The organism is Bacteroides mucinivorans (genome assembly GCF_034654355.2).
In the GTDB taxonomy this organism is placed as follows: Bacteria; Bacteroidota; Bacteroidia; order Bacteroidales; family Bacteroidaceae; genus Bacteroides; species Bacteroides nordii.
In genome coordinates this window covers 3723943-3750016 of sequence record NZ_CP178179.1, presented here as the reverse complement: position 1 = coordinate 3750016, position 26074 = coordinate 3723943, and the positions used below count along the sequence as shown (strand labels likewise).

The window sequence follows — 26074 nt, the reverse complement described above, 5'->3', positions numbered from 1 at the left end:
ATTTATCCAAAATGAAACACGCTTTATTATTTTTGGTTGGGCTGCTATTTTCTTCTTTTTGTCAGGAGACGATTGATGAACGGTATTTTGACCCGTCACTTCCGATAGATAAACGAATATGTATCCTGATGCGGCAAATGACGTTGGAAGAGAAGGTTGCTCAATTGTGTCAATACGTAGGATTACAATACGGACGCAAAGACAAATCGATTGTATTTGAAAACGCTGATCCCGATATCCTTATTTCGAAACTGCTGGAATCCAATGAAATAGCCCGGAATATATCTTTGGGTAAAGTAGGGGCATGTTTACATGTATATAGTGTTGAAGAAGCAAATATCCTGCAAATGATAGCCCGAAAGAGCCGTCTGAAAATTCCTTTATTGATAGCTATCGATGCCGTTCATGGAAATTGTATGCATAGAGGTTGTACGGTTTATCCTACTTCCATTGGAATGGCTTCTTCTTTTAACCCGGTTTTGCTGAAAGAAATAGGTCGGCAAACTGCTGTTGAAATGCGATCTTCAGGAGTACACTGGACTTTTAACCCTAATATTGAATTAGCTCGTGATGCCCGTTGGGGGCGTGTAGGAGAGACCTTTGGAGAGGATACTTATCTGGTGACACAGATGGGGACGGCACTGATTCTCGGATTACAGGGAGAGAATGGTTTTGATGGTTCCGGAGTATTAGCTTGTGCCAAGCATTTTGTAGGTGGAGGAGAACCTGCCGGTGGAATCAATGCTGCACCTATGGATATGTCTGAACAGAAATTACGCGATTTGTATTTGTCCCCTTTTGCTGAGGCTATCGATAAAGCTCATGTGGCTACGGTTATGCCGGCTCATAATGAATTGAATGGCATTCCTTGTCATGCCAATCATTATCTGTTACAAGAAATTCTGCGAAATGAATTAGGCTTTCAAGGATTTGTGATAAGTGACTGGATGGATATCGAACGTTTGCATGAGATGCATCATTATGCTCCTTCCCAAGAAGAAGCGTTTCGTATGGCCGTGAAAGCAGGGGTTGATATGCACATGCAGGGAGATGGCTTCTTGGAAGCGATTGTAGAGGCAGTCAGGAATAAATATATTTCGGAAACAAGAATAGATTTAGCGGTTTATAAAATCTTAGAGACTAAATTCCGGTTGGGATTGTTTGAGAATCCTTTGGTTGATATTCCGGCTTCCCGTTCTCTTATCTATACAGAGGCTCATCAAGCTACTGCATTAGAAGCAGCAAGACAATCAATTGTTTTGTTGAAAAATAATAATTGTTTACTTCCGTTGAAACAAGAGCGGTATAAAAAGATTCTTGTTACAGGACCCAATGCCGATAGTCCGACGATAATGGGAGATTGGACTACGCGGCAGCCGGAAGAAAATGTGATAACTGTGTTGGAAGGAATACAACAACAGGCACCGGATGCTGTAATTGATACGGTTTGTTTTTCCAATAAAATAAGGAAAATGGATCGCGCATTGATTAAGGTTGCTGCACAGAAAGCAGTTGAAGCAGATATTAATATTGTCGTGGTAGGAGAGAATTCTGAACGGTATAACAGTGATCGTACTTGTGGAGAAAATTGTGACCGTGATAACCTGGAATTACCTACTCATCAACAGGAATTATTGGAAGCTGTATATGCTTCGGGTAAACCTGTTATTTTGGTTCTTCTTAACGGGCGGCCGTTGAGTGTTACATGGGCACAGCAACATATACCGGCCATTGTCGAGGCTTGGGAACCCGGAGGAATGGGTGGACGGGCTATAGCCGAGATATTGTTCGGAAAGGTTAATCCAAGTGGAAAGTTACCAATCACTTTTCCCCGCAGCGTCGGGCAGATTCAGACTGTATACAACCATAAAGCATCTCAATATTCCCGTAAATTCGCATTGACTACTACCGGGCCATTATATCATTTCGGATATGGGCTTAGTTACACAACATTTGAATATGGAAATCCGATTTTGTCAAAAGATACCATACATACCAATGAAGCAGTTACCGTATCTTTTGAATTAGCCAATACAGGTCTTTGTCAGGGTACAGAGATTGCTCAACTGTATATACAGGATGAGTATGGAACGGTTACCCGTCCGGTGAAGGAGTTGAAAGGGTTTCAGCGAATAACTTTAAATCCGGGAGAAAAGAAACGGATGAGTTTCTTAATCACTCCTGATAAGTTAGCTTTTTTTACGTCAAGAAAGAAATATGAGGTTGAACCCGGTAGTTTTAAAATAATGGTGGGAGCTTCTTCGCAAGAACAGGATTTAAAAACTGTTTCATTAATAGTCAAATGATAATAACTTAAACAATTATTATATGAAGAAATACGCAAAACTTATATGGGTATGGAGTGTTTTGGGAATATTCCTTCCAGTGTGTCATGCTCAGGAGTGTCTTACAAAGTTTCCCGAAGAATGTAATCCGGAACGGATTGGTTTAAAACTTGCCGAACGTTTTTTGGCGAGTGGGCATATGAGTCCGAGGTTAATATCCTATCCGGAAGTCTGTACCTGGTATGGAGCTTTGAGATTTGCTGATGTGACGAATAATAAGGAATTACAAGATCGTTTGGAAGCACGTTTTCAACCACTTTATACGACAGAAAAACATTTATTTCCAAAGAAGAATCATGTTGATTTTAATATGTTCGGTAGTCTCCCTCTTGAATTGTATAATTTGACGAAAAATGTGAAATACTACGATTTAGGTATATCTTACGCCGATGCACAATGGGAACTTCCGGAGGATGCTACTCCTGAACAAAGAGCTTATGCCGCGAGGGGGCTTTCCTGGCAGACACGTATGTGGATTGATGATATGTATATGATTACCATTTTACAGTCAAAAGCTTATCAGGTGACGGGTGATTCTAAATACATGGATCGTGCTGCCAAAGAGATGGTAGCTTATTTAGATAGCATTCAGCAGCCTAATGGTCTGTTTTATCATGCTCCGGATGTTCCGTTTTATTGGGCACGTGGTAATGGTTGGTTTGCTGTAGGTCTGGCTGAGATGTTGTCTTATTTACCTGAAAAACATCCTGATAGGCCCCGGATTCTGAAAGGATATCTGAAGATGATGGAAACGCTAAAGAACTATCAGAATCCTCAAGGTACATGGTATCAGCTGATTGATAAGCCGGATACCTGGGTTGAAACATCGGGTTCAGCCATGTTCGTATATGCTATGATCCAAGGTGTAAGAAATGGTTGGTTGGATGTAAACGTGTATGGGAGTGTGGCTCGTAAAGGTTGGATCGGACTGATTCCTTATATCAATACTGACGGGGATATAACTGAAGTATGTAAAGGTACAGGTAAGAAGAACGATGAACAGTATTATTACGATCGTCCTCGTATCGTTGGTGATTTTCATGGTCAGGCACCTATGTTATGGTGTGCATACTCTTTGACTGAGGTAAACAGATAAGAGTTTACTTTACTTTTTTATCTGCTATTCTAAATAATGACAGATAAAGCCTTTTTAATTATAATTTAATTCTATGATTATGAAATTATTAAAAGCTGAGTGCTTATTGATACTTTTTTGTTTTGCTACGGGATTGTCTGCTTGCGGAGGAGGTGAAGACGAGCCAGTTGTAGATGACATTCCTGTTTCGGAACTGTATGGACCCAAACATGGTACGGGATGGGTAGAACAGGCATATGATTATTATATTCAAAAACCCTGGAATTTGAATCTGGAGGAGAGATACACGTATGATAAAGAGAATGACGAACATACATTTAAAATAATCAAGGGAGATGAACCCTTTAAGCAAGGTGATCATACTTCTCCCCGTTGTGAACTCCGTATGCGAAATGATTATACTGAAGGCAATCATCAATTTGAAGCCGATTATTATGTAGTGGAAGGAACACATCGTACCGCAGTGATGCAAATATTTGGTTATCCTGTTGCTATTAATATTAAAGCTTATGAAGAGAATGGAGGTACATTGAAGTGGCATGATTCTCATGATATTGTTTCTCCTGTCTACAATAAGTGGGTACATCTGAATGTGGTACATATGTTTACAGAACGTCAGATTTATGTTTATGTGGATGGTAAATTAATCCGTTCTTTTAGAGTGAAAGAAGATGCTCCTTCTTATTATTTTAAATGTGGGGTTTATTCAACAGTAAGTGAAGTAAGCGAGGTAAAAATAAAGAATATCAAATATTATTTCAAACCATAATAGAGGTAATTAAACTGCATAAATAAGAAGATGATGAAAATGATTGTTGTGAGATATTTGTTGCTTGTGCTGGGATGTGTAATCGTACCGAATAATATGTGGGGATTTGAGTTAGTGAGTACATCTACTCCGCTGACGGTATATCATTCACAGAATGAGGCCGATGTAGTTCATACTGCTGTAAACTTATTTATTGCTGATATGGAGGCAGTGTCCGGACAACTACCGGTAAAGACTGATTTGTTGAAGAATGCCCGGCTTCTGATTGGGACTTTGGGGCAAGAATATTCTTTTGACCGCTATTTATCCGACTGGAATATTCCCACAGATGATATTGCAGGTAAATGGGAAGCTTTTAAAATAAAAGTAGTGGAACGAAAAGACGTACAATATTTACTGGTATTAGGAAGTGATGCTCGTGGGACAGCCTATGGCATTTTAGAGCTATCACGTATTATGGGTGTTTCTCCCTGGTATTGGTGGGCTGATGTATCTATTGAGAAGCGTAAATCGTGTGTACTTCCTGCCGGATATGAAAATGTGCAGTCTCCTTCGGTTCAGTTTCGAGGTTTCTTTATTAATGACGAAGATTGGGGATTAGTTCCCTGGAGTACGAAAAATTTTGATCCTCAACCTCATACTACACTTGGGATAAAAACGTATGAAAAAGTTTTTGAATTATTGCTTCGTTTGCGGGCAAACACTTTATGGCCGGCAATGCATGGTTGTTCCACTCCTTTTTACTTTATCGACGGTGCCAGAGAGATGGCTGATAAATATGGTATCGTAATGGGAACTTCCCATTGTGAGCCATTGATGCGAAACACAAATGGTGAATGGGATAAAACCCGGAGAGAAGCATATAATTATGTGACTAACAAGGAAGAAGTACAAACCTTTTGGATGGAACGTCTGAATGAGTTGAAGCATTCGGAAAATATATATACTATCGGGATGCGTGGAGTTCATGATGGTAAAATGCAGGGTACCGGGAGCTTGGACGAACAGACACAGGTATTGTCTCAGGTGATAGCTGACCAGAGAACTTTGCTTACTCAATCTTTGGAAACCGATGTTACCCGGATTCCTCAGGCTTTCATGCCCTATAAGGAGGTGCTCGATATATATAATAACGGTCTTAAAGTACCGGAAGATGTAACGATTGTGTGGTGTGATGATAATTATGGTTATATAACCCGGCTGAATGATAAAGAAGAACAAAAAAGAAAGGGAGGAGCCGGCATCTATTATCACATTTCTTATTTTGGAAAACCTCATGATTATTTGTGGCTATATAGTACGCAACCAGCATTAATATATAAAGAAATGCGACAAGCTTGGGATTATGGAGTACGTAAGTTGTGGATATTAAATGTCGGTGATATAAAACCGGCCGAATATGGTATCGAATTTTTTCTTGATATGGCATGGAATATTAATAGTATCTGTCCAAATACAATTTCGGAACATATGACTCAATGGTTGAATCGTGAGTTCGGAAAGTCACTGGCCGGGCCATTGACAAAAGTCTTTGAAGAGTATTTTCATTTGGCAGGTGTTCGCAAACCGGAATTTATGGGCTGGAGTAAAGTACAGGAGTATCAAAAAGCTAAACGTAAAGGGGGAATGACCGAAGTGCAGGATAGCGAATTTAATCCTTTTATGTTTGGAGACGAGCTTCAAAGCAGAGTGGACTGTTATGAAGCTATGGTGCAATCTGTACTTGCATGTGCCGGACAGGTGCCTTTATCCCGTAAAGATGCTTACTTTGAACTGGTACAATATCCGGTTCTTGCTGCATCGGCAATGAATCGTAAACATTTGTATGCTCAAAAAGCCCGTTTATTTGCAACATATTACTATCCAGTGGCCAATGAATATGCCCGTAAAAGCCGTGAAGCATACAATGAAATAGCAGCTTTGACAATGACATATAATAAGGATATTCAGAATGGGAAATGGGATGGAATGATGGACATGGCTCCTCGTAAACTACCTGTTTTTGAAGCATCGGTCTTACCGGATGAAGTAAAGAGGAATCATTTGCTTCCGGCAGAAATCTGGATGGATGGACACATAGGACCTTTGATGCCGGATAAGGTAATAGAACTCCCTCTATGGAGTTTAGGGCAAGATGCTGAGTTACTTTTTTCCTTATTCAGCCGGGGAAACCGGAAGATTGACTGGAAAGTCATTGAACAACCGGTATGGCTGGATATTATAGAGAAAGAACGGGAACTACTATATGAAAAGACACTGGCATTGAAGGTGAAAGAGGAGAAAGTACAACTATTGAAAAACACAAAACAGAAATTCCGTTTGCAGGTAGACGGGCAAACTTATGATTTTAACATATCGTTTGCTCGGTTACCTGACGGAGTAAAAGCTGAGACACGGGGAATGATTGCATGGAATGCGTCGGATTACAATGGAGAACCGGATGCTCAAATAATAAAAGGACTTGGACACAGCCAGTCGGCCGTACTGCTTCCAAAAGGTAAAACATTGACTTACGAAGTGTATACTGCATCTTCTGGTAACGCAGTATTGCGTACTGCTTTATTACCCGGACATGCTGTGAATGGAGGTCATCTGCGATATTCGGTTTCTGTGGATGAATTGCCTTCCCGGATTGTAGCCTATGATGCTGTAGTAGGGACCGAAGAATGGAAAACAAATGTTCTGAGAGGGCAAACCTTGAAAGAAACTTTTTTTCAGCTTGATACTCCCGGAAAACACATTATTCGTATTAAGGCATTGGATAATGATGTAGTTATTGATCAATTAATGTTGGATTTTGATGTGGAACGAAAATTTTATCAGTTTCCTGTCAGATAGAGTACTAAATACAAATTTAAAATAGTGAACGATGAAAAGAAGAACTTACCGTACCCTTCTGATTTGTAGTGTTTTGATGGGATGTATGCTTTTGTTGGGGATTATTTCTTGTGGGAATGATGATAATACTCCGGACGAAACAGGTCCGGAGAACTCTGTATTACCCGAAGTTGATTGGGAACACGATTCTTTTAAAATACTTAAAGGAGTAAATATTAGTGGCTGGTTGTCACAAACTTCTACGCGGAAAGTGGGAGTAGATGCTTTCTTTACTAAAAAAGATGCGCAGAAGTTGGCAGGCTGGGGATTTGACCATATCCGTTTACCGGTAGACGAGGTTGAGATCTTTACGGAAAAGGGTGAGTGGAAAGAAAAAGAACGTAGGCTGATTCATAAAGCTGTTGAGTGGTGTAAAGATTTGAATATGCGTGTTATTCTCGACTTTCATATTCTTCGTTCTCATTATTTTAATGATACGGAAAATATGACTTTGTGGAGTAGTAAAGCTGAGCAGGATAAACTATCTGATATGTGGAAAAAACTGTCTGCTGAGTTTAATCAATACCCCAACAGCCTTTTGGCATATGAACTTCTGAATGAACCGGTTCCGGATACTCCCGGACAATGGAATAAGCTGTCTTCCAGGCTGATAAATGAATTGCGCGTATTGGAACCGGATCGGATGATTGTGCTTGATGCAAGTAGCCATAGTTCGATTGGGGCATTGAGCACACTTGAAATTCCCCAGAATGATCCGAATATTATGCTTTCAGTACATTTTTATACTCCCCATTTATTAACGCATTATCAGGCAGGATGGTGGCCGGCATTAAAACGACTGACTATCAAATTACATTATCCGGGACAATTGGTATCCCGTCAGGATGTGGATACCATCCGGGACTCTGAAAATCTGCGGGTCGTAAATTATTATAATGGATATTATGACAAGGCTATTTTGACAGAAAAGATACAAATCGCATTAGATAAATCGAAAGAAACCGGATTACAGATACATATTGGCGAAGTGGGCTGTATAGAGAATACAGATCCTACGGTAAGACTGAACTGGATGGGTGATGTGGCAGCAATTTGTAAAGAACATGATGTTGCGTTTTCCGTATGGGGATATAAGGCCGGATTTGGTATAATGAATGATAATGGTACGGCTAAAGACCAGCGTGTGATAGATGCATTAACCCAATAAATAAGGAAGACTAAACGACGATAGCAGATTTATATACTTTCTTACAGTGATTGAATAATACTCTGCTGATGTTCGTCTCTATATATTAGCCAGACAACACCCGGATGTTGTTGTACAAAACATCCGGATGTTGTGAGGGTAAAGAAGTATACTTTTGTATAGTAAGATTATGTATAATCGATTACTACATATATAGGATTATAATCGATTAAAGTATATACTTGTTAGATTCGAACTATTAAGCTATTTTTTCGAATATCTGAAAAATAACTGTTAGATAGTGATTACATTTATATCCTTTGTTTGTAATATAGATATAAAAGGCCTGTCTACTATTAGAACACGCACCTTCTTAAAATAACGATATAGTGTTGCAACCTCTATTATATTTAAAAATTGTTCTTTTATTTAATCATTAAATTTATTATGAAAAAAGAAATTACACTTTTGGCTATTTCAATGTTTGTAGCGACGGGGATTAACGCACAGCAGGAATTAACAGTAACTCATACCACGGCAGGGGCCATGGAAGCTGAAATAAATGCGGCTTTAGGAACTACCGGAGCAGAAGAGATTCAGACTTTGATCATTAATGGAGATGCCAATGTGACTTATGAAGATTGTTCGGCAATCGCAGCAAAGTTTCCTACTATTTCTCTTAAAAAGCTGGATTTAGGTACTGCTAAATTTGAAAATGACAGTACTCCCGGTAATAAAGAAGGAGCAAGTACAGGAGCATTTGATATAAAAGGTAACGGAATGCAGGTAGAAGAAGTGGTACTACCGGCCGGTTTAAAGGTTATTGGTCCGCGTACTTTCCGGAAATTCAGCAAGATGAAGAAAATTAATTTGCCTAATACTCTGGTTAAGTTGGGGGAAGGATGTTTTACAGGTTGTGGCAGCCTCGATCTGGAAAAATTACCCGAAGGTCTGAAGACGATTGAAGGATATGCTTTTTATCAGGCTTATGCTATGAAATCATTGGAGGAACTGCCGGCTGGATTGGAGGGAGTACTTGGAGCTCTGTCTTTTGCTCAGACCTCTGTGGCAATCTCTTATATTCCGGAGGGTATTACAGAGATTGGAAGTTCTGCTTTTAATGCCAATACCCGGCCTGTTTCATTAACTTCATTAACGATGTATGAGAAGTTAGCAAAAATAGGTTCCAATGCATTTAAAAATCAGAAGATGCTGAATGATATTGAGTTAAATCGTATGACTCCTCCGGAAACAACAGAAGATGCCTTTACTGGTATAGAATTGGGAAAAGTGATTTTATATATTCCTAAAGGTTCCAGAGCTGCTTATGAAGCTGTGGCACCGTGGAATCAAATGGATATTTATGATGTTTTGGAACCACCTACGGGAATTGAGAATACAGAAATTACTGCTATTGGTATATACCCGAATCCTGTGGTGAACACAATTTCTATTTCTGTTCAGGATGCTGCTATGATAAAAAGTATAAAAATAATAGACTTGGCAGGAACTGTGGTGAAAAACCTGCTTCCTGAGGGAACACTCACTTTTGATGTTTCCGATTTGGTAAATGGTATGTATTTTCTGCAATTAAACGATGATACTGCAGTTAAGTTTATAAAGAAATAAATTAGTTTTTTGGGGTAAACAGATTCATACTAACGGCTTCATAGTAAAAGTGAAGCCGTTAGCTACTATCTTTTTGCTTTTAATTTTATCTCTTTTTATTATTTAAAGTATGAAAATAAAAAAAATAATCTCTCTGTTTTTTATCTTTTCTGTTTCGGCCACTTTACTTGCACAAAATTATCCGGTTACGCTTAGGGTAGTTGATAAGACATTCGGAGTACGGACAAGTAATGATATCAGTCAGGATGAGAAGAATATAGTTGCCGGTTTGAGTGAGGAACTGAAGTTTCAGGGACAAGGAGGAGGAAAATGGTATTATCCTCTGTTCAAGATGCCTGGAACTACAGGAGAAGTAGTGAAGAATGATACTGCCTGGATTTGGCAGGCAACGATTCAGGCCCCTATAGGTGAACATTCCTGGCGGCCATGTATGAAGTCGGCAGGTTATAATAGTTTGAACAAAGTGGTTGCTTACTACGGAGAGAAAGATGAGCTGACTTTTAATGTAGATGCTTCGGGGAAAGTGACCGGGACTACTGAAATAACGATTCAGGATGAAAAATATCCTGTAGTATTGAAAGTTATTGATAAGAGCAAAGGGGAAAAAACGAATGCAGGTACTTTCAGTGAAGAGAATATTTATTTAGTAGGAGGAAAGCCTAATGAGCCGGCTAATGCACGTACAAACCTGCAAAATGAATTTGTGCTTCATAATGCAATACCCAATTTTTCGGATGATAAATTTGACTTTGGCTCTGGAGTGAATATCGGAGTGTGGCTCTCGCAGACGAGTAACCGGGGAGGAAGTGCTATCAATTACTTCAAGAAAACAGATTTAAAAAAATTGGCAGACATGGGATATGATCATATACGATTGCCTGTTGATGAAAAAGAAGTTTTTGATACAGATTTGAATTTTAATCCGGAAACCCAGCAACTTATTCACGATGCTATTGCATGGTGCAAGGAGTATAATATGCGTATTATATTGGACATGCATATTACCCGCTCGCACTATTTCAATGATGATAAGAACTCTATTATATTATGGAAAGAACAGGCCGAACAGGACAAACTCGTTAATATTTGGGATAAACTGTCACAGGAATTCGGACATTATCCGATTGGTTTGTTAGCGTACGAACTTCTGAATGAAGCCAACGCACCGAATGCTGATGTGTGGAATAATTTGTCGGCGCGAATTATTGCCAAGATACGTGAACGCGAACCGGATCGTTATTTAATAGTAGGAGGCATCAGTCACAATTCGGCCAGTGCATTGTCTACATTAACCCTTCCTGAAAACGATAAGAAATTAATCCTTGCTTTTCATTTTTATTCACCACACCTGCTTACTCATTATCAGGCCAGTTGGATGGATGGTTTGAAAGATTTGGTTATTCCTTTGCATTATCCGGGGCAACTTGTTGCTAAAAAGGATGTGGATGCTATTAAAAATGAGAAACATAAGAGTGTTGTGAATTATTATAATGGCTTTTATAATAAATCTATTTTGAAGCAACAGATGCAAGTTGCTATAAATCGCGCAACTGAGTTAGGGTTGAAGCTGTATTGTTCTGAATATGGTTGTATCAGTAATACAAATAAAGAAGTTAAACAAAAGTGGATACGCGATGTAGCAGAGATTTTTCGGGAGAATGATATTGCATTTTCTATTTGGGGGTGGAAAGCTAATTTTGGTATATTGGATAATAGTGGGAATATCCGGGATCAACGGGTGATTGATGAAACGACCCGTGGACGAGGTACTAAATTCAATTTATTCCCTTCTACAGGGCATGTCATCGAAAAAAATGATACAGCGTGGATTTGGTCCGCAGAAATAGAAGTACGTACCGGATGTTATTCATGGACTCCTTGTGCTTATTCTACCGGGAAGTCTATTAACGAAAGTATTTATCAATATGATACGAGTGAGGCTAATGGGGCATTACAGTTTGCTGTAGGTTTGAATGGTACAGTGTCAGGTAATACGACTTTGATCATTCCGGAAGGTGGTAGTGCGAGTTCACTTTCTAACGTAGAATATCCGGAGGAAATTAGAGTTTTCCCCGTCATATTTTCCGAGTCTGTTTCGATAAAAGGGGGGCAGAATAATATTAAGATGTATACTTTATCTGGTATAAAAATGCTGGAAAAAGAAACTTGTTCTGATATTGATATTAACACCTCTCATTTAGCCAAAGGATTTTATATTCTGGTTGTTGACGATAAATACAGTTATAAGTTAAGTAAAGTTGCAGAATAAGATAGGTATGAAAATTAACGCTGCTTCTATCTCATTTTTATTCCTGGCGAATGCGATAACTGCTAATAGTCCGGCCAAAAGCGTGAGTGGACAAATATCAGAGAATACCACATATCAACATTTTATTATGTATGGGCAGAGCTTATCAGTAGGAGCACAATCTTATCCGCTGTTATCGGTTGAGAACGTTCCGGGGAATTATATGCTTGGTGAACATATATGGATTAATTACTGGAATTCTGATAAAAGCAGAATAAATCCTTTGTTGGGAAAGCTGGCAAAACAGAATAGTGTGGGAGATACTGATTTATATCCATTTACAAGAGCGGGTACGATTACTGCCGAATGCCCTTTGTATGGCGTAGTGAACCATTTACAGAAAAAGATAGGAGGACGTTTTATAGCAACGTCTTGTGGTACGGGTGGTCGTTCTATAGAAGAACTTTCGAAAGAATCGGAAGTTCCTGGCCGTTGTCATTATGTGTCGGATTTTCAAAATGCATTAACCAATGCAGCATTGGCTGTACAATATGATAAAAGCACAATCTCCTGTCCGGCAATTTTCTTTATGCAAGGGGAAAATAATTATGAGAATAAAGGTTCCGGATTGATAAGCGGATCAAAATCAACTTCTGATAAAGTTGAATATAAGATGTTGCTGATAACACTGAAAAACAACATGCAAAAAGATATCATAGCAACTTATGGACAAACGGAAAAACCGGTTTTTATTACTTATCAGACGGGTTGCCAATATGGAAAAATAAAAGAGCTTCCTATTGGTATGGCACAATTGGAAGCGTCTAATGAAGAAGATGATATAATTTGTGCAGGTCCTGTTTATCCGATGCCTGATCGTGGTGGACATTTAGATCCGAATGGATATCGCTGGTATGGAGAAATGATGGCAAAGGTTTATTACAGAACACAAATCCTTGGGGAAGAATTCAAACCTTTACAGCCGGAAAAGATCATGCGGACTACCAATCCGAAACAGATTAAAATCCGGTTTCATGTTCCGGTTCCTCCCTTGGTATTGGACACATGGACAACCGGGGCTAAATTTAAGAACTATGGCTTTGAAGTCTATAAAGATGGGATAAAACAATCGTTGAGCAAGGTAGAAACAGAAGGGGATTGGGTTGTTTTAACAGCACAGAGAGATTTATCCGGGGGAAGACTTGAGATCATTTATGCAGGTATTGGAGAAAATACGGCCTTGACCAGAGGTCATGGTAATTTACGGGATAGTGATGATTATCCGGCTTACTTCACATACGTTGATCTGGATGCTAAAAACTCAACCGGAGAGTATATTTATTATCGTGAACCCGGTAACTCTTTAAGACCTGTAAATGAAGTTTGCTCCAGAGAAGGTAGCACTATTTATGGTCAACCTTATCCTCTGTATAACTGGAGTGTGGCTTTTTATTACACATTGAGTGCGGACGAACAGATTCATATTATTCCCGGAGTTTCTTCGGAGATAACTCGTTTGGAACAGATACCTCAGGAAACTAAGTTTATATTTACCCGGGACTCTTCCGGATTGGTTTTTCAAACAGAACATGCCGAAGATGTACGGATTGATATAGTTGATACTGTAGGACGTATAATAGAAAGCACAGAATTTAATGGTAGGCATCTGACATACCCTGTTCAGGATCTTCGGTCGGGAGCATATATTGCTATTGCTACTGTGAACGGACAATCGAAATGCTTAAAAATATTGAGATAAATCAAACAAAAATAAGATATGAGAAAAGAAATTTTGGCACTGTTGTTCATTGCGATTTTTATGGGTTGTGCTGGGAAAGATGAAATGGATGCAGTTATTGAGAAAGGACTGTCTGTTTCTGTAGAACAATCTAAATTAATGGCAAAATCCATATGGGAACAAAAGACTTTATTGCCGAGAACACTTGATAAAGAAGGAAAACTCATCACATCGGACTCGAAGTGGTGGACCAGTGGCTTTTTTCCGGGAGTACTCTGGTATCTGTATGAAGCAACGGGTGATACTCTTTTGAAAGAGTATGCTTGTGATTATACTTCCCGGGTGGAAAAGGAGAAATATAATAAGGGAAATCATGATGTAGGGTTTATGCTGTATTGTAGTTTTGGTAATGGATATCGTCTGACTGGTAATGAAAAATACAAACAGGTGTTATTAAAAGGTGCGGAATCTTTGTCTACCCGTTATAAAGATCATATCGGAGTCATTCGTTCGTGGGATTTTAATAGGGCGGTATGGCAGTATCCGGTCATTATCGATAATATGATGAATCTGGAATTACTTGAGTGGGCTTCAAAAAATTCAGATAATTCGCGTTTTGCATCTATAGCCCGTTCTCATGCGGATGTGACTTTGAAAAATCATTTTCGGCCGGATTATAGTTGCTGGCATGTGGTATCTTATGATACTATCACCGGGCAACCGGAAAAGAAACATACCCGACAAGGTTATTCTCACGAATCTTCCTGGTCGAGGGGAGAAGCCTGGGCTTTATATGGTTATGTTATGATGTATAGAGAAACGCAACAACAACATTATTTGGCGCATGCGAAGAAAGTTGCAAATTACATTTTAACTCATCCGCGTATGCCCGAAGATGGTATTCCATATTGGGATTATGATGCTCCTGATATACCGGATACTTATCGTGATGCTTCTGCCGGAGCTATAATGGCTTCTGCTTTCATTGAGTTAAGTACGATGATTCAGGGTGAACTGTCCCGGAAATGTCTTATGATGGCTGAGACACAATTGAAAACACTTACCTCTCCCGAATACCTGGCGGAGCCGGGTACGAACGGAAACTTTATCTTAAAACACTCGGTTGGGAGTTTGATGGAACACTCTGAAGTCGATGTTCCTCTCACTTATGCTGATTATTATTATGTTGAGGCCTTATTGCGCTACCAGAAAGTAAAGTCCGAATAGATTTATAAAACCGAGATAAATGAATTTACGTATGAAATATATATTTTATTCTTTTTTATTTGCTTGTTTTTTCGGAGTTAAGTGTGTATTTGCCCAACAGCCTTCGCCTATGATAGGTTTTGACCTCTCAGAACTTATAGAGACGAGGGATGGTATAAAAAATGGAGAAAGTTCACTTATTAAGTCCTACAATGATTTGATAAAAGAAGCGGATGCCTGTCTTGCATTGAAACCGGAGACAGTGACGGATGGTATGCTTCCCCCTTCGGGAGATAAACACGATTTTTATGCGATTGGAAAATATGCATGGCCTAATCCGAAAAGTGCCGACGGTATGCCCTATATTCGAAAGGACTGTAGTATTAATCCGGAAGCGAACGGTCCGAAATTTGATCTTGCCAGGTATAATAATACGGTTGATAGAATTAAGTTACTGAGTCTTGCCTGGTTTTACTCTCAGGATGAAAGATATGCGAAGAAGGCAACTCAGCTGCTGCGGGTGTGGTTTATTGATGAAGATACCCGGATGAATCCACATTTTGAATGTGCGTCTGCCCTTCCCGGAGTTTATAAAGGAATGGCGATCGGTATTATTTTTGGAGTGACATTGGTTGAAATGACAGATTGTGTGAAGTTACTTTCATTGTCTGAAAGTTGGACCGGTAAAGATGATACAGCTTTGAAACAATGGTTCTCTGACTATGTACAGTGGTTGCGTACTAGTAAATTTGGGATACAGGAAAAGAAAGCGCAAAATAACCATGGTACCTGGTACTCTGCACAAATAGCCGCTTATTCTCTGTATACGGGTGAGCTGGAATATGTAAAAGAAATGGTTGAATTTGGAAAGCAGCAGATACGGGAACAGATTGCACTAAATGGTAGTCTGCCACATGAAATGAAACGTGATTGGGCTTTTTCTTATTCGGTATACGGCTTGAGAGCTTTTACTGTATTGGCAGAATGCGGAGAACGTATTGGTGAAGATCTTTGGAATTATAAAACGCCTGATGGATACAATCTGCAATCTGCTTATTTGTTTTTGGCTCCTTATCTTTCCGGACAGAAAGAGTGGGAGTGGGGGAGTGTGCGTGAGAATGAGCAAACGGAACGGATCGCTTTGCCAATGATGAAAAGGGCGGCAAAGAAATATGACTCAACTATTCTGATGCAAGCCGTCAGGCATTTGCAGACTTTGTATGGAAAAAGTTTGAAGTATGATTGGATATAAAAAATATCTTGAAACGGGTATCCGCATTAAAAGGTTTATGTTTGTATGCATATGCCTTTTGTGGGGGATGATAATAACAGCCTATTGCCAGTCTGTTTTGGTAGAGGCCGAACTTTTTAAGAATAAAGGGGGCTGGTCGGTAGATACTCAGTTTATCGATCAGATGGGCTCACCTTATTTGTTGGCTCATGGTTTGGGGGAGGCGGTAGAGGATGCTGTAACCGAGGTGTTTTTTCAACAAACAGGCATTTACTATGTTTGGGTACGGACAAAAGATTGGGCACCCTATCCGAACGGACCTGGTAAATTCAGGATAGCAATTGATGGAGAAGAGTTGGAACAAACACTTGGAGCGTCAGGAGACGCTGAATGGAAATGGTATCAATGTGGAACTGTGTGTATAAATAAACAATTAACGGAAATTCGTTTGAAAGATTTGACAGGTTTTGACGGAAGGTGTGATGCTCTGTTTTTCTCAAAATCCAAAGATACTAAATTGCCCGATGATCCGGAAAGTTTACGACTTTTCAGACAGGAAATGCTTCGGTTACCGGCTCCGTATAATGAGGGTGAATATGATTTTATTGTCGTTGGAGGGGGAGTTGCCGGGATATGTGCTGCTATACAGGCTGCGAGATTAGGACTAAAGGTAGCATTAATTAATAACCGTCCCGTATTAGGTGGCAACAGCAGCTCGGAGATAAGAGTTCCTACAGATGGAGATCTCTTTAAAAACCGATATTCAAAGATTGGTGCTATTATGAGAGAGATTGATAATGGCTTTGCCGGGGTAGGCAATAAAGATGCTTCTACGTATAGAGATGACTGGAGGTGGAAGATTGTTAAAAATGAAAAGAATATTTCCTTGTTTGAAAATATGCATGTATATGCGGCCGATATGGATGGTTCTGTAATAAGCGGGGTAAAGGCTATAAATACAAATACATTGGAGATACATCATTTTGGAGGTCAATTGTTTGCAGATTGTACAGGAGATGCCTCTTTAGGTTTATTAGCCGGTGCTGATCATCTTTACGGCCGTGAAAGCAGAGCGCAGACAGGTGAACCGGAGGCTCCGGAACAGCCGGATGGACTGACTATGGGAACCTCTAATCAGTGGTATGCTACGTTAACAGATAAGGTTTCTGAATTTCCGATAGAAGAATGGATGTTGAAATTTACTTCGGATTATCATTTTGAACTGACAAAGTCGGTCTGGAACTGGGAAACCGGATTCGGGAATTTTCATACGGTAGAAGATGCCGAACGGATAAGGGATCATAATTTCAGAGCTATTTATGGTAATTGGGCATACCTCAAAACTTATATGAAAGATAAATATGGGAAGTACAAACTGGCGTATTTATCTTATAATGCAGGTAAACGCGAATCATACCGTTTAATTGGGGATGTTTTATTGACAGGTATAGATGTTAAGAATAAAGTGGATTATCCGGATGCGATTGTTACTGCTACCTGGGGAATTGATTTACATTATCCGGACAAACGAAATTCGAAGTATTTTCCCGGAGAAGAATTTATAGCATATGCAGTCCATCCGGATAAGCGGAAGGATGTGTATACTTTCCCTTATCGTTGTTTGTATTCACGTAATATAGAAAACTTGTTTATGGCGGGACGTAACATTAGTGTCACTCATATTGCATTGGGTACAGTACGTGTACAACGTACTACCGGAATGATGGGAGAAGTAATAGGATTGGCAGCCTTTTTGTGTTCAAAGAATCATTGTTCTCCCCGTCAGTTATATATAAATCATCTGAAAGAATTGCTTGATAGTGTATTATGATTAAGCCTTGCAGATAAGGTGTTTAATTTCAAAAGGTGTTAGAATGAAAAATAAAATTATACTACTGAACTTATATTTATTATTTTCTGCAGTTAGCTTTTCACTTTTTGCCCAACAGTCGGTGAAAGTTCTTGCTATCGGAAATAGTTTTTCAGCGGATGCTGTTGAAGAATTCCTGGATGGTTTGAGTACGGAAGGAGGTACGGAAATAACAGTTGCAAATGCTTTTATCGGTGGTTGTTCTTTAGAAAAGCATTGGGAAAATATAGAAAAAGATCTGCCGGTGTATTCTTATCGAAAAATAGCAGGAAGTAAAAAGACTATTTCTAAGAGAACATTGTTACAATGTATTCAGGATGAAAAGTGGGATTATATTACTTTTCAACAGGTAAGCACTCTATCGGGAGTGTTGTCCAGCTATTTCCCATATCTGACATATCTTGTAGATTACGTTAAACAACATGCTACTAATCCGCAGGTCAGATTTGTCATGCATCAAACCTGGGCATATCCTCAAAGTTCGTCAAAACCGGCTTTTGATACCTATAATAGAAAACAGATAGATATGTATGAGGCTATTGTCAAATCTGTATGGTCAGCTGCGGATTCTGTTGGGATTGACATGATAATTCCTTCGGGAACGGCTATTCAGAATGCACGTACAAGTGTTTTGGGAGATACTTTTAATAGGGATGGTTCTCATTTGAATAAGATTGGAAAATATACAGCGGCTTGTACCTGGTATGAAGCTCTTACTGGTGCCTCTCCGGTTGGAAATCGTTTTATACCGGGTTATTTTAATACCTGTCAGGTAACTATTGCTCAAAATGCAGCACATCTGGCATTACAAAATCCTAAACAAATATCTCCTATGTTAGCTTTTAAATGTCCGGATGCACCTAATAAACATTTAAAGCGAAGTGAACTTCTGTTATTTCAGTCCGGTTTTGAAGATACTGTTACCATAATACCTGCCGGACAATATAACCATCATATCGTAGGGAAGGAAAATACGTTGATAAAAAGCGATTGGGGAAGAGATATTGAATCAATCATGGATCGGGTTTCTGTCACTTATACGAAAGGTGATTCCACTCAACGTCTGGCGAGTATAGTATCTGATCCGGTTAACTCACATAACAGGGTTTTGCAATTTCTTATAAAAGAACCTTGGATGACTGATACGACAGAGAAAGCAAGAATACAATGTGATTTTTATGGAATTAAAAAAGGATTGAGGGAGTTTACGCAATCAATGAGAATTTATTTGCATGAGGATATGAGAGAGCTTTACAATTATCCGGATGTTATCAATTGGTTTACAATTGTTGAATTATGGAATAACGTTGCCTGGAGGCCAACGGTTCCTTATGGCGGGCGTGTTACTTTGGGAATAACTAAACCTGTTGTGGGTAAAGGGGAATTTTATTTTAAAGTGGATGCACAGGATATTGATCGTAGATTACCTGCTGATAAACGATTTAAAACGCTTTGGATGGAGAAGAATACTGAAGTAAAAGTGCCCATTGGCGAATGGTTTACTTTGGAGTATTATTGTAAAGAAGGAGATAGAGAGAATGGGCGTTTTTACATGACTATTGAGACAAAAGGGGGAGATAAACAAACTGTTTTTGATATAACAAATTATACACATAATAGTCAGGATCCATCACCTGACGGAATTACGGATTTTAATCCATTAAAACTTTATACTTCAAAAGAGATAGCCAATTATATGAAATCGAAGAATAAATATTTACGAATGTATTGGGATGACTTGAAGCTATGGGGAAGATAATTGGTCAGATAGTACTGAAAGAAGATGAACATCGCCTTGGACTTGATTAAAAAAATGTGCCAATTAGTCAGCGAATTTATAGTGTGGCTAATTGGCATAGCTCTTTTAATGTACAGTTTTAATGAAACACCAGTTTGATTGTTTTTGAAAACTTCGAACTTTGTACTCGCATAAAATAAACTCCTTTTGTATTTAATTCTATATGGAATTTATTATTAATGGGGTGATTGATTACTGATAGGATATTTCCTGATATAGAATATATGTGTACTTTTTCTACAGGATCAGGAGAGGTGATTTCTATTTCTCCACTATTTCTATCATAAATATAGTTGAATGCCAGATGTGTTTCTTGTTGGAGTGAGGTCATTTGTAATATATCATAAAGTCCGGCAATGGCATCAAGTTTTCCCATACCATACTTTGCATTAATAGTATTGCTTGTATTTGAATCATGATATGCAGTTTTTTCGATAATCTTTTTTACTTCTTTTAAAGTCAGTTCCGGACATGCTTCCAGCCATAGAGCGAGTGTACCTGTAACTACGGGAGTAGCCATAGAAGTTCCGTTTGCTATCCCCCATGAGTATTTTCTATTAGAAAAAGAATCTGTTACTTCTAAAGTTTTATCGGAAGGCCCTACGCTGTAAGATGCAGCGTATGAGTTGAAGGAGGATATCACGGTTGCGCCGGGAGCTACGATATCCGGTTTGATGCGTTCGTCATAAGTCGGACCTTTTCCTGAAAGAGGATAGAGGATTTCTCTTTCCCAATCCGATTGGTGAAGTGTGCCTGAGATGTCTTTATAAGTCTTTTTAGAAACATATGCTCCTACAGATATAGCTTCATGTCCTGTAGCTGTACATGCTATTGTATAATCTGTGGAACCATTGGTATAGTCATTTTTACCGGCAGATGTAAAACTTCCGTAATCACTGCTAATCATATATTTACCTCCGTCTGATGAGAATGATATTTCCCAAACTTCACTTTCCGGTTTGGTGTATATAAGGTTGATGTTAAAGTAAGGATTTTGATTAATGGGATTTAAAGAAGCAGAAATATTTAATTTGGAATTGTCGGACTTATTTAAACCGAAATTTTGAAAACTTTTACTCCATTGTTCGCCAGATGTGAAAGTTTCAGAAAATCGGTATGTATTTGTTAGTGTATCTTTTAAAGATATGGTTAGATGACAAATGTGATCTGCCGTACCTTGTATGAAAAGGTTGTCTCTGCCATAAGAGGGGGGGATAAGTAGGCTTTTTACATTGCGCATTGTCGAATTGAATTTACCTGTAAGGGTAGATTTGCGATGTCCTTCATTTCCGGCAGCAATAGCTAATATTTTTCCTTTTCTATCTTTCATAAGGTGATCTGCCAATATAGAGAAGTTATCAGTGCCGTCTTTAAATCCCAAGATTGTTCCCATACTTAAATTGATGGCAAGGGGGCGATTGGCTTTGTCGGAATACTGCAATAGAAAATCGATTCCATCCAATATCCCTTGTTCTGTTTTGTTGACAGAGACAAGAACTATTTCTGCTTTAGGTGCTATACCTCTATATATATTGTTATAACTTCCGGCTGCTATTCCTGCTACATGTGTACCATGTGTATCGCCAGACATATCGTGTTTTACAGTTGCAATCTGCTCTGAAGTAGAGTAAATAACTCCATAGCCATACGGAGAGTTAGAGGTGGTAAACAGATTGTTTTGATCCCATACACAAGTAATACGATTTTTTCCGTCAGCATCTTTAAAATTAGGATGTGTGAAATCAAATCCGCTATCTATTATTCCTATAATAGTTCCTTCCCCTTGATAAGAGTGGGAAAGTCCGTTTCCGGCAAATACCGGGTCTATATTTGTATATATTCTCACAGAATCCATCATCATTCTGACTTCTGTGCTCGCATCGATATTCATTACTGTACTGTCCCGAGCGAAAGTTCTGAGCTGTTCCATTGGGATAATAGCCGTATAGATTCCACCAGCTCCGGTATTAAGTCGCACTCCGTATTTTTCATTTAGGACATTCGTGTCTGTTTGGGGGATAAGGCGGACATACGCAAATAGAAATTCATTATTGTTAACTCCACGTGTCGTTTTCGATTCATATTGTTGAAGTTGACTAACTGTTATAGCCGATAGTTTAGGTGAATAGTCAGTACATATTGTTTGGGAAAAGCAATGTACTGAAAATAAAAAAGAGAAAATAATTCCGGTGATTATAAATTTCATGAAGGTAGAAGATTTTAATAGAATACAGGATGAGGCTGAAATCAAAAAAAATATTTTGAGACAGCCTCATCCTCATTCTGTAAAGTTAATTATTTAATAACCACTTTGGACGTATATTGTTGACCGTTAATATTAACGGTTACAATATAAATACCACTGTCAGTTATATTGAGAGAGTTATTTTGTAGAAATGTTTGGCTATTGATTATTTTCCCGTTTAAATTGATTACATTCATTTGACAAGGTACGTTTTCGGAACATTCCACAACGATAGATTTGTCTACTACATATATATTACAATCAGTTTTTTCATTTGCATTCTGAATTCCAGTAACCGGACTTGATTGCCATACAAGAATGGGAAATCCTCCGTTTATATTTCTTGTGTCGGCAGTCCATGCCATTGGATTTTGTCCTCCATTAAGTAAGGTAATAAAAGAAGCTGCTTTCATCTCTTCAACACTTTTTTCAGATATACCATTTGTTATCTCTTCTCCAATATTTGTCAGCTCTTTTGAATAATAGCAATTTTTGATAACGAAAGGATCCATGTCTGTTGCTCCGACAATGGCATTGACGAAAAGTGGTCCGTTAGATATCATTCCAATGTTGTAGCTATTCGTTATTGTTCCGGCATACATAAGTCCGACAAGGCCTCCCACAAAAAGACCTGAAGCATTGATCATACCGCAGTTATAGCAGTTGTCTATAGTAAAGTTCTTATCAACATATCCTACGATACCTCCAACGTCACTTACTCCTTTCACCATCCCGGTATTATAACAATTAGCTATTTTACCATATTCTCCGACTCCTATTAGTCCACCGGTACCAAAACTACCCCCGATTCCTGTCACTAATCCTTCATTGTAACAATTTTCAATGATACCTCCTTTCATGTTTCCTACCAGTGATCCAGTGCCATCACCTCCTTCGATAATAGAGTTTTCTCCGATTCCTAAATTTTTTATTGCAGCTCCTGCAGAGATACAGGCAAACAATCCGGTACCACCAACTGATTGTTCATCAATGAAAAAGACATGAATATTATCTATCTTTTTATTGTTACCGTCAAATACTCCTAAAAAGTATTTCGAATCATCGACGATTCCCAGTTCTGGTTTTGATGAGTCGGTATACTCATCAAATACACCAATAGGAGTGAATTTATGATCAGCAGTTGCTCCCATATCCAAATCGTTGTTTAACTTGAAGAACTTATTTTTATAAGTTTCTCCATTGCGTACTTGTTCGGACAGGTAAGCTAAATGTTGTCCATTCTCAATTAAATAAGGATTTGTACTTGTTCCATCACCTTTGGTCCATGTCATTGCAGTTCCATCCCATACGGATTGTGCATTGATGGTAAATCCCAACATTGTAAATAATAATAATACGTAACACTTTTTCATAAGTTGTAATTGTTTTTGTTAAACATTAATCTATAGTTCTCTGATAATTGTCTGTTTAACGGGCAGGAATAGTAAATTTTTCCTCAAAAGCAGCCCCTGATAATATTCCCCATTGCCCATCTTGTTCAACAAGGAACGTTAATTGCATTATGACGGTGTTGGTGGTTTTGTCCAAAAATCCTGTTCCTACCACATATACTATTCCATAGGCTTCAAGTCGAAAAGCCTTTTGTTGCTCGATGGTAACGTTTCCGTCATTATCCATATCCACACGAATATCTCCGTTTGCTACATAGCAATCTTTTATGATATAGAAAGGGGCTTCTTCGGCTTTTAGTATTGTAACCTCTTTCTCTGTATTTAAAAATCCTGAAGTGTAGATACCTTTTTCTTCAAATTGTTTCCAGGTAGGTTTACGGTTTAAAGACAGGGTCAATGCTGTTTTACCGAAAGTAGAAAAGGGGGCTGTTTCAGTAGCTCTCAGTTTTATCTGGGCTTTAGCTTTAGTCAGATAGTCTAATTGCGAAAGATTTATATTTAGTATTATATTACTAATATTTTCTCCATCTTTAAATTCTATTATGTTGTTCTCTAAAGATATAAACTCTCTTCCGGGGACCTCTGTACCATCTGGATTTTGTTGAAACAACAATTCGGCAATAACTGTCATTATTCCTTGCTTATTTTCGCGATAAACAGGGATAATCAGATTGTTTTCATCTTTTTCTATTTCTTTGTTTAGTTTTTCAGTACGAAAAGATACATAACAATTTGTGTCCGATTCATAAATTAATTTTTCATTATCAGAGTTACAGCCTGTTAGTAAAAAACAACTTAATAATGTGCTGGTTATATATGTTTTGAAATTCATCTTAATCTTTTTTTGAGGTTGGTAGTCAAACAATGGTTTATAATGGATTTTGATCAGCTATAGGATCCATGTTGATATTGCCGTCGAATTCCGTTTGTGGGATGGTTAATATAAAACCTTTATAGTCTGGCAAACGAGTATCGTCGTTTAGCTTAACTACGTGATTAGAGCCTTCATACCCACGATAATATCCGGTTTTTAAACGGAGTATATCGAACAAACGACCTGTTTCTCCCCATAACTCGATACGCCGTTGTAATAATATCTCATCCAAAAGAGTTTTGATTTCCGGAGTTGTACCGGTACCGTATACATCCAGCGTCAATGAATTGTCATCAATAACTTTATCGAGCCGATTGCGTACATAACTCTTTTCACGTATTGTACCGAATGTTTCCATAATACTCCTTGCTTCTTTATATTTTTTTAAATGACATAGAGCTTCTGCTTCTGTAAGGAGTAGCTCTTCTGCGCGCATATAAATATTATCTCCTAAATAGGAAGAATAATCACTAAAACGGAATTTCATTGTACAATAGCTTTTTTGTGCCCCTTGAGTACTCTCTAATGCAGGAGCGATACTTCCTTTCCACCAATTTACCCGGCGAAGATCCTGTAATCCCATTTGTTTGTATAACCATGCACTTATGCATTTGCGATCATATGATCCGTGCATGCCAGCCATAGCATCCATATGGCAAAAAAATGAAGCGTATGCACCGATCTGGTCACTTTTCTGAATTTCGGCTCCCCAAAGTACCGATGACATGTTGATATCGTTGAATCCTCCCACTAATTCGGAAGCATTGGCTGTTTTTAAATCAGGTTTTTTTAGTGCGAGTACGGCAGCATCTACTGCATCCTGCCATCGTTCTTGCACGAGTGCTATTCTTGATTTGATTCCGTTGGCTATATAATAGTCAATGTGTGACTTATGCTTTTGGGTTATACCTCCATCTTCTGCCTGTTTTAATAATTCTATTCCGTATTCTATGTCATTATTGATTTGCATGTATACATTTTCTACAGTACCTCTTGGTTTTCCCGGAGTAGAAGATGTAGTAGGGGTGGTGTATACTGGGACTCCCAAAGCTTGTTCGTGCCCTTTATAGGTTTGTTGATACAGTTGGATTAAATGAAAATAACACATAGCACGCAAAGCATATGCTTGCCCAAATAAGTTTGCCTTGTCTGCAGGAAGTCCATATAAATCATTCTCATGTGCAATTATATAATTTAAATTTGAGATCAAAGTATAGTAAAAATTCCATTCAGAATAGGGGCGGTATAATGTACTTGAATAGAAATTTCTTTCTTGCAGATTGTAATCCATCGAAAACCAACCTTTTACCGATGAAGATACAATCATATCATCACCCATAACCCCGGACACCAACATAGTTGACATATATCCGAAGGCATGTGTAGAGTTGTCCCCAGCCCAGCCGGATGAGTACATCATGCGGTACACGCCATTCATCGCTACCATTCCTCCTTCTACGTCTTTGAAAATGACGTTTCCCGATATCTGGTCGGTAGGATTGGTATTTAAGTTATCACTACATGAGCAAAAGGTAGATAAGAAGATAATAGTTAGCAGTGTATAATATTTTATTTTCATATCGTCTCTG

16 protein-coding genes are annotated in these 26074 nt (G+C 38.6%); 12 read left to right on the top strand and 4 right to left on the bottom strand.

Translation table 11 applies throughout. The annotated features are described in order from the left end of the window. Window positions 1-11: 11 nt before the first annotated feature. The 12 genes from VCM39_RS14515 to VCM39_RS14460 all read left to right on the top strand — a co-directional run bounded on the left by VCM39_RS14515 (window position 12) and on the right by VCM39_RS14460 (window position 19915). Entirely contained in the window at window positions 12-2306 is a 2295-nt protein-coding gene (locus VCM39_RS14515) for a glycoside hydrolase family 3 N-terminal domain-containing protein (RefSeq protein WP_322932992.1), read from the top strand. 22 nt (window positions 2307-2328) lie between these two features. Beyond that, window positions 2329-3441, top strand: coding sequence for a glycoside hydrolase family 105 protein (locus tag VCM39_RS14510; protein ID WP_221648850.1), 1113 nt, complete (start codon window positions 2329-2331; stop codon window positions 3439-3441). A 79-nt stretch (window positions 3442-3520) separates the two neighbouring features. After that, window positions 3521-4210, top strand: coding sequence for a polysaccharide lyase family 7 protein (locus VCM39_RS14505; protein ID WP_221648849.1), 690 nt, complete (start codon window positions 3521-3523; stop codon window positions 4208-4210). A gap of 30 nt (window positions 4211-4240) precedes the next feature. Continuing rightward, window positions 4241-7048 (top strand): glycosyl hydrolase 115 family protein, encoded by a 2808-nt coding sequence (locus tag VCM39_RS14500; protein WP_322932993.1) that lies wholly within the window; start codon window positions 4241-4243, stop codon window positions 7046-7048. A 31-nt stretch (window positions 7049-7079) separates the two neighbouring features. Further along, on the top strand, window positions 7080-8255 hold the full coding sequence (locus VCM39_RS14495; protein WP_221648847.1) for a glycoside hydrolase family 5 protein: 1176 nt from the start codon (window positions 7080-7082) through the stop codon (window positions 8253-8255). A 426-nt stretch (window positions 8256-8681) separates the two neighbouring features. Then, on the top strand, window positions 8682-9863 hold the full coding sequence (locus VCM39_RS14490; RefSeq protein WP_002561799.1) for a leucine-rich repeat domain-containing protein: 1182 nt from the start codon (window positions 8682-8684) through the stop codon (window positions 9861-9863). Between the two features lie 109 nt (window positions 9864-9972). Next, window positions 9973-12132 carry a cellulase family glycosylhydrolase gene (locus tag VCM39_RS14485; protein ID WP_322932994.1) on the top strand — a complete coding sequence of 720 codons (2160 nt, stop codon included), beginning with the start codon at window positions 9973-9975 and terminating at the stop codon, window positions 12130-12132. Window positions 12133-12139: 7 nt separating this feature from the next. Next, window positions 12140-13870: a hypothetical protein gene (locus tag VCM39_RS14480; RefSeq protein WP_289292919.1), complete on the top strand. Its 1731-nt coding sequence runs from the start codon at window positions 12140-12142 to the stop codon at window positions 13868-13870. Between the two features lie 18 nt (window positions 13871-13888). Further along, window positions 13889-15076, top strand: a complete 1188-nt coding sequence (locus tag VCM39_RS14475) for a glycoside hydrolase family 88 protein (RefSeq protein WP_289292920.1) — start codon at window positions 13889-13891, stop codon at window positions 15074-15076. A gap of 31 nt (window positions 15077-15107) precedes the next feature. Continuing rightward, entirely contained in the window at window positions 15108-16307 is a 1200-nt protein-coding gene (locus VCM39_RS14470; protein WP_289292921.1) for an alginate lyase family protein, read from the top strand. After that, the gene (locus VCM39_RS14465) at window positions 16294-18117 is read left to right on the top strand and encodes an FAD-dependent oxidoreductase (protein WP_221648841.1); all 1824 of its coding nucleotides are present in this window, start codon (window positions 16294-16296) and stop codon (window positions 18115-18117) included. The genes VCM39_RS14470 and VCM39_RS14465 overlap by 14 nt, the downstream gene beginning before the upstream one ends. 43 nt (window positions 18118-18160) lie before the next feature. Beyond that, window positions 18161-19915, top strand: coding sequence for a DUF4886 domain-containing protein (locus tag VCM39_RS14460; RefSeq protein WP_322932995.1), 1755 nt, complete (start codon window positions 18161-18163; stop codon window positions 19913-19915). 118 nt (window positions 19916-20033) lie between these two features. On the opposite strand, the gene VCM39_RS14455 is transcribed toward VCM39_RS14460, so the two are convergent. The 4 genes from VCM39_RS14455 to VCM39_RS14440 form a co-directional block, all read right to left on the bottom strand. Next, window positions 20034-22160, bottom strand: a complete 2127-nt coding sequence (locus VCM39_RS14455; RefSeq protein WP_221648839.1) for a S8 family peptidase — start codon at window positions 22158-22160, stop codon at window positions 20034-20036. Window positions 22161-22249: 89 nt separating this feature from the next. Next, on the bottom strand, window positions 22250-23572 hold the full coding sequence (locus tag VCM39_RS14450) for a T9SS type A sorting domain-containing protein (RefSeq protein ID WP_322932996.1): 1323 nt from the start codon (window positions 23570-23572) through the stop codon (window positions 22250-22252). Window positions 23573-23627: 55 nt separating this feature from the next. After that, on the bottom strand, window positions 23628-24443 hold the full coding sequence (locus tag VCM39_RS14445) for a hypothetical protein (protein ID WP_221648837.1): 816 nt from the start codon (window positions 24441-24443) through the stop codon (window positions 23628-23630). A gap of 37 nt (window positions 24444-24480) precedes the next feature. Continuing rightward, a complete protein-coding gene (locus VCM39_RS14440; RefSeq protein WP_322932997.1) occupies window positions 24481-26064 on the bottom strand; it encodes a RagB/SusD family nutrient uptake outer membrane protein in 1584 nt (527 codons plus the stop codon). Window positions 26065-26074 lie beyond the last annotated feature (10 nt).